6 protein-coding genes are annotated in these 6,726 nt (G+C 43.3%); 5 read left to right on the forward strand and 1 reads right to left on the reverse strand.

Annotated elements, in window-relative coordinates:
- Positions 1-133: 133 nt before the first annotated feature.
- The 3 genes from VB732_RS02350 (at position 134) to VB732_RS02360 (ending at position 2,925) form a co-directional block, all read left to right on the forward strand.
- A complete protein-coding gene (locus VB732_RS02350; RefSeq protein WP_323229201.1) occupies positions 134-1,123 on the forward strand; it encodes a GDP-mannose 4,6-dehydratase in 990 nt (329 codons plus the stop codon).
- 190 nt (positions 1,124-1,313) lie between these two features.
- Positions 1,314-2,495 (forward strand): glycosyltransferase family 4 protein, encoded by a 1,182-nt coding sequence (locus tag VB732_RS02355; protein WP_323229203.1) that lies wholly within the window; start codon positions 1,314-1,316, stop codon positions 2,493-2,495.
- 58 nt (positions 2,496-2,553) lie between these two features.
- Positions 2,554-2,925 (forward strand): hypothetical protein, encoded by a 372-nt coding sequence (locus tag VB732_RS02360; RefSeq protein ID WP_323229204.1) that lies wholly within the window; start codon positions 2,554-2,556, stop codon positions 2,923-2,925.
- 49 nt (positions 2,926-2,974) lie between these two features.
- Here VB732_RS02360 and VB732_RS02365 read toward each other — a convergent pair whose 3' ends face one another.
- Positions 2,975-3,406 (reverse strand): hypothetical protein, encoded by a 432-nt coding sequence (locus tag VB732_RS02365; RefSeq protein WP_323229205.1) that lies wholly within the window; start codon positions 3,404-3,406, stop codon positions 2,975-2,977.
- A gap of 569 nt (positions 3,407-3,975) precedes the next feature.
- Here VB732_RS02365 and VB732_RS02370 point away from each other — a divergent pair.
- Positions 3,976-4,320: a hypothetical protein gene (locus VB732_RS02370; RefSeq protein WP_323229206.1), complete on the forward strand. Its 345-nt coding sequence runs from the start codon at positions 3,976-3,978 to the stop codon at positions 4,318-4,320.
- Positions 4,321-4,501: 181 nt separating this feature from the next.
- Positions 4,502-6,658 (forward strand): pentapeptide repeat-containing protein, encoded by a 2,157-nt coding sequence (locus VB732_RS02375; RefSeq protein WP_323229208.1) that lies wholly within the window; start codon positions 4,502-4,504, stop codon positions 6,656-6,658.
- Positions 6,659-6,726: the final 68 nt, after the last annotated feature.

Raw genomic sequence — 6,726 nt, forward strand, 5'->3', positions numbered from 1 at the left:
ACAGTAAAGATAGCATTCGAGTTACACTAGCTCCCTTGTTAAGATTTGTCAGCAGCGTTGAGAGCCTGAATTTTTGTTCTCATAACAAGTGTGATTTAGTGCTTAAAAGAGATAGGGAGAATAGGGGACAGATATGACTAAAACAGCCCTAATTACAGGAATAACTGGTCAAGATGGCTACTATCTCAGCCATTTGCTTCTCAACCGTGGTTACAGAGTTGTAGGATTAGTGCCGCCCCATCGCCAACCTAATTTGACAAAGCTGGGGACACTGGCAAATCAGGTAGAGATTTTTACGGTTGACTTAAGGGATAGTGCGGCACTGTTGACCGCAGTTGCACAACTGCGTCCCCAAGAAATTTACAATTTGGCGGCTCCCAGTTTTGTACCCGACTCTTGGAACGATCCGTTGGGAACCCTAGATTTGATTACTGGTACTGCTACCAGACTTTTGGAAGCAGTACGACAGGTTGGTTTGTCTACTAGATTTTATCAAGCCAGCAGTTCAGAAATGTTTGGCGATGTATTTATTTCGCCTCAAGACGAAGAAACGCCTTTTCGTCCCAAAAACCCCTATGCTGCGGCGAAGATGCACGCCCACTGGACAATGGTGCATCATAGACAGCGCTATGGATTATTTGCCTGTAGTGGAATTTTATATAACCATGAGTCTCCCCTACGCGCACCTCAGTTTGTCACCCGAAAAGTTTCTTTAGCAGCCGCATCGATTAAATTGGGTTTAACTGACACCTTAGAAATGGGTAATCTAGATGCCAAACGCGATTGGGGCTTTGCAGGAGATTATGTAGAAGCTATGTGGCTCATGTTGCAAGTCGATGAGCCAGAAGAATATGTGATTGGTACTGGGAAACTGCACAGTGTTAGAGATTTAGTTGCCACAGCTTTTGACTCTGTAGGATTGGATTGGACGAATCATATAGTTTTAAATACTAGTTTATTGAGACAAGATGAGCATTTTCAACTAGTAGCTAACCCCAGTAAAGCTAAAAGGAATCTTGGCTGGGAACCTCAAGTAAGCTTTGCGGAACTCTTAGAAAAAATGGTAAAAACAGATTTAGAGCGGTTACAAAGCGGTGCGATCGCGCCCTTATCGCAAGTGTAATTGAGAAGGCAGAGGCAGAAGGCAGCAGACAGAAGGCAAGAGGAATTACTCACGCTTAAAAATGGAAGTGGGAGTTAAAATGTGAACACTTTGTATCATGTTATAACGTGTCTCGTAACAGTATCTTTTTGGAACTGGGTTTCATCCATACTTCTTTTCCTTTGCCTCTTGCCTTTTCTCATAACCTAATATGCACACCAGTACAGTGACGGAAAACCTCAAGTTAGGTAATAAAGTTAACAAAAAAACTAACCATGTCTTCGTGTTTTTAGAAATTTTTGCTCACGAAGGTGGTATTCAATCATATATAAAAGATATTTTCCGCGCCTATCTGGGATTGAGCCAAGCTTACAAGGCGGAAGTTTTTTTGCTGCGAGATAGCCCTGATAGGTTAAATCCGTTTGAAGCTGAGAATTTAAAATTTCATTACTTTAAAAATCAGTCTCCTCATTTGGGGAGGCTGCAAATGGCAGCAGCTTTACTTAAGTGTCTATTGCAAAATCGTCCGCAGCAAGTTTTTTGCGGTCATATTAACTTAGCAGTATTAGTCCAAACTCTTTGCCAGCCCTTGGGAATTCCTTACACCGTGCTAACTTACGGCAAAGAAGTCTGGGAACCTCTAAAAAATCAAGAACACCGCGCCCTGAAATCAGCAGATAGAATTTGGACAATTAGCCGCTACAGCCGCGATCGCGCTTGCCTTGCCAATGGTCTAAACCCCAAAATGGTAGAGATGATGCCTTGTGCAATTGATGGGGATAAATTTACTCCAGGTTCCAAGCAGCCAGAATTAGTTCAAAAATATGGCTTAACTGGTTCTAAGGTGTTAATGACAGTAGCACGCTTATGGTCAGGGGATATTTACAAAGGTGTAGATGTCACAATTCGGGCATTACCACAAATTGCTCAGGTTTTCCCAGAAGTGAAATATTTAGTAATTGGTCGTGGTGATGATCAACCGCGATTAGCGCAGCTAGCAAACGATTTAGGTGTGAGCGATCGCGTCATCTTTGCTGGTTTCGTTGCCACAGAAGAATTAATGGAACATTACCGTCTTGCTGATGCCTATATCATGCCTTCACAGGAAGGCTTTGGCATTGTTTATCTAGAAGCAATGGCTTGTGGAGTGCCGGTCTTATCCGGTGATGACGATGGCTCGGCTGACCCCTTACAGGATGGTAAACTAGGATGGCGAGTACCACACCGCAATCCTGATGCTGTAGCAGCAGCTTGTATAGAAATGCTTCAAGGGGATGACCAACGATGTGATGGAGAGTGGTTGCGAGAACAAGCGATCGCTCTGTTTGGCATAGATGCCTTCCAACAGCACCTGCAAAAAATGCTCCTATCCTCAGTCATTAAGTCAAAATAACAAATGACCAATAACTAAAATCGCTATCCTAGAAGGAGAGCAGGACGACATTTAAAAAATGAGCTTTAAGTCATTTCAATTGAATCTTTTAAATCTCCGCCCTTGGCTCACCCTGCTAGCAGTTGCTTGGTTGCTGGCATCACTGGGCTTGGGTTGGTTGGTTAATTCGTTATTAATTATTGTCGGGTTGCTTTTTTTAGCACCCGTTGTGGCTTTTTTTGGTTTTCGTTGGTGGCTGCAACGCAACTTGGTTGCCGATCAGTGTCCCGTCTGTAGTTATGAATTTACGGGTTTAAACAACAGTCAGTTACAGTGTCCTAACTGCGGTGAGTCGCTGTTAGTACAAAATAGTCATTTTCAGCGCTTCACACCAGAAGGCACAATTGATGTCACTGCTGTCGAAGTTCCAGCCAAATCACTTGAAGATTAGTCATTGGTCATTAGTCATTGGTTATTAGTAAAAGACAAATGACTAATGACTATTTGTTTTGTTGCGAGATTGAGAGGGTGTAGTTAAACTGCTGCTGGGATAGTTCGCCCACATGCACCGTGTATCTTCCTGCTTGCCAGTAACCAGGAAGCTCTGCCTTGCCTCCAGAGGAACTATCTGCCATTACACAAAAACGTCCCCCCGGCCCGTCGATCAACAGCGTTGGCTTCCCTTGACTTTCTACTGTTAATCGTAAATAAGGTAGCGACTCTGTAACTTGGATAACTTGGCTGGGTTCAGTGGTAATATTGCCACAATTACTTTTGACAGTTCCCCCAGACTTTCCGTTCAAAACCAGTGGATCTGGTTGGAAAGCCCGATTTATTTGGACTTTTGGTGTTTCTGCCAAATTAGCCTCAGCAAAAAACAAGCTCATCACCAAAGCTGTGGGAACAATTGCAAGTAGCCGAAGCGTTTTCATTTTAATTAATGCTCCAGATTTTTAGAGCAATATTGTTATATGGTCTAATTTAATTGACGATACAAATTGATATTGGTTCCAAAAGCTACCGTATAACCTGATACCATCAAATTAAAAATTGTTTGTGAAGACGAGATGTAGATATGTTGCCAAGTAAAGACTCTACATCTGTCATGCAAATTAACTTATGTATGATGATTGCTGGCGATCGCTTGTCTAACAAAATCTTTAGCAAGTATTAGAAGCATCACTGTTTCGATAATTCACTTACGTAAATCACACTAATTATCCTGGCTTTATACGTGCTTTCTTTTGCAATTTTAGTTTTTTCTGTACTTCATATCTAACAAATCAGCTTAAGTACAGTAGTATTATTTACATCTTTAAGTAGTCAAAATCCCGCATAAAAAATATCTATTAGTAGAAAACAACAAAAAAACATAATTTTTACCTGTTACAAAGGTGTTGCATACACAGACATTAGCTAAAATCCTAAGACAACCATCAAAAATAGAATTTAGTTGGTTTGTTGTCTAAATAAGTTACCTAGCTGAGGTAGATAAAGATTTATGAATCCTCAACCAGAAGAAGAATTACAGCGTCGCCTCGATAAGCTAGAGGCAGAAATTAATTCACCACCTGGGGTTGTTTCTCAACCACAAGGACAAAAACAGATGCCTCAGTCTGTTTTTGCTAACTTGAACTTGCAACTGGAGCGATTTAAGATTTGGTTCAACGGCTTATCTGGGACAAAAAAGCTGGTAGTTTCGGGTGTGACGCTGCTAGTCGGCTTGGCGATGCTGCAAACAGTGTTTAAACTAGTTGCATCTATAATAACTCTGGCACTTTTGGCAGCGTTAGTGTATGTTGGATACAAATTTTTTGTGTCTAGTAGCTTTCAACGTAAGCAATAAGTTGATATGCATTACTTGGCAATTTGCCCGGAGTTATGAAAATCAGGAGCCATAATACAAAAGGTTTTTGACTCATAACTCCTAAATTCTATTTCAATATGCTTTTCTTTTTGCCGATTAGCTGAGTCTATTTTAATTGTGCCGATCGCGGCGTAGAAATAATATCAAAGGGAATTATTCGATGACATCACCAATTGTCAGGAGAAGTAGTAATCAATCTGGTCAGTCAAAAGAACCGGAAAGAGCCAGTTCGTTGTTGCTAGCAAGTAGACGTTTTGCTGCTTGGGCGGCTGAAATCACACTAGTGGTTGCCAGTGGGTTGATTCCCTTCGGCATTGGTGTATATGCCAATTCTAGAAGCGATCTGAACCGAGTGCCCCTTAACCCCGTGCTAGTAGTTACGGAAAGAGCGATCGCTAGACCCCTAGCTCTGCCTGTGAGCTATGGCATCCGTAACGTAGCATGGCCGACTAATATTTTGTGGACAATCGCCCTATTAGCGCCTGTAACCCTTTCGTGGTGGCAATTGTACTTACTGGCTAAAACTGGTAGGACAATTCCGAAACGTTGGTTCAAAGTGCGGGTTGTGAATGAGCAAGGGAAGCCGCCCGGATTGGGGGCAGTTGTCATTAGAGAAGGAGTTGGACGTTGGACTGTACCCATTTCCATCGCCTATCTGCTGTGGCGCTACAGCTTTGCTTTCCCAAATTTAGGATTATTCACATTTTTGTCTTTATTAATGATTGTGGGTGAAGGGATAGGCTTACCGTCGCGTCGGGGTCGTCGCGCACTACACGATCAACTTGCAAGCACTTATACAATAGATGCGACTCGCCCCTTACCATCTTCGCTCTTAGCTAACAACAGACTAAATCAATCTGCTGGTGGTGATGATGAAGCAGAAGGGCAAGAGGGAGAAGAATTAGCGGTAGATGAAACCAACAATTCACCCAACCTGTGGCGGCGGATACAGCAAAATCCTAACCTAACTTTGTTTGGGGTAGGGCTTACGAGTATGACTGCTGTGTTGGCAACTTTAATCGGTACTCAAGTTTATATCCAAATTCAACAATCCCAGCGAGCAACTAAGCAAATTAATAGCCAACAGTTCAGCGAACTTCGCAACCAATTGGATTCCAACTCTGGGGCGACTAATGAGCAACGCCAAAGTGCAATTTTGGCTATGGGTGGTCTTAACGATCCACAATCTATTAAATATCTGGCGGATTTATTGGTTAGTGAAACCAACCCCAGCCTCCTGGATACGATTCAACAAGCTTTGACAACTGTCGGGCCTCAAGCCATCCCCGAATTAAAAAATAAGAATCAGTTTTTGGTTAGCGAACTGGAATCTGTGGGCAGCACTGCAACCCAAGAACGGGATTTGCGACAAGGGCGGCTACAAAGAAACCAGAGAACGATCAACAAAATTCTCTCTGTGTATAGCGGAAAAATGGAAGGCGTTGACCTTAGTAGCACCCAATTAGGTCAAAGCGGTACTCCAGGAAGCTCATTCTTTAACTTGGTGCTAGACAACCTTGATTTATCAGGAGTTAAGTTTAAATCTGCAAATCTTAACCAAGCCAGCTTTAAGGGTACCCGCTTTCGGGGTGTGGGTGAAGATGGACGCTGGGATACCTACGACGATGTGATGGCTGATTTAAGCCAAGCTCAGTTGCAGCAAGCTAATCTGACTGATGCTAACCTTAGTCGCGTCTTGATGAACCGGATCGATTTAAGCCGCGCCACTCTCAACAGAGCCAACTTATCCAACGCCCGTCTATATGATGCTAAACTCAACAGCACCCAACTAGTAGGAGCCGATCTGCGAAACGCAGTTTTGGAAAAAGCCAGCCTAACTGGGGCTGATTTAGGCGATGCTAAATTGAACGAAGCCAATCTGTACGCGGCCCGATTAGGTCGTGTCACTGCTATAGGAACACAATTATCCTTTGCCAACTTAACTAACACTGATTGGCAAGGAGCAGATTTATCAGGAGCCTATTTGGATCGTGCTAATCTCAGCAATGCTAACCTGAGCGCCACTCGTTTAGCTGGTGCCGTTTTGCGTTCTGCCCAGATGGAAAACGTTAACTTACAAAACGCTGACCTAAGTCTTGCAGATTTACGGGGGGCAAATGTAGCAGGAGCAGATTTTAAGGGGGCAATTCTCGCTCCTAGCAAAGAAGATCCAGCAGATCAATTTGTCAAAACTCCAGATTTAGGCTCAGTATCTGCCGTAGTTCAAGGGGTTGATTTTTCTCAAGCCAAAAATTTAGATCCCAAGCAATTAGCATACATTTGTACTCAAGGGGGGATTCATCCTCGTTGCCCGTAGAATGGAGGGGGAGCAGGGAGCAGGGGGCAGGGAGCAGGGAGCAGGGGGCAGGGAGCAGGGAGCAGGGG

The organism is Nostoc sp. UHCC 0252 (assembly GCF_034931145.1).
Taxonomy (GTDB): Bacteria; Cyanobacteriota; Cyanobacteriia; order Cyanobacteriales; family Nostocaceae; genus Nostoc.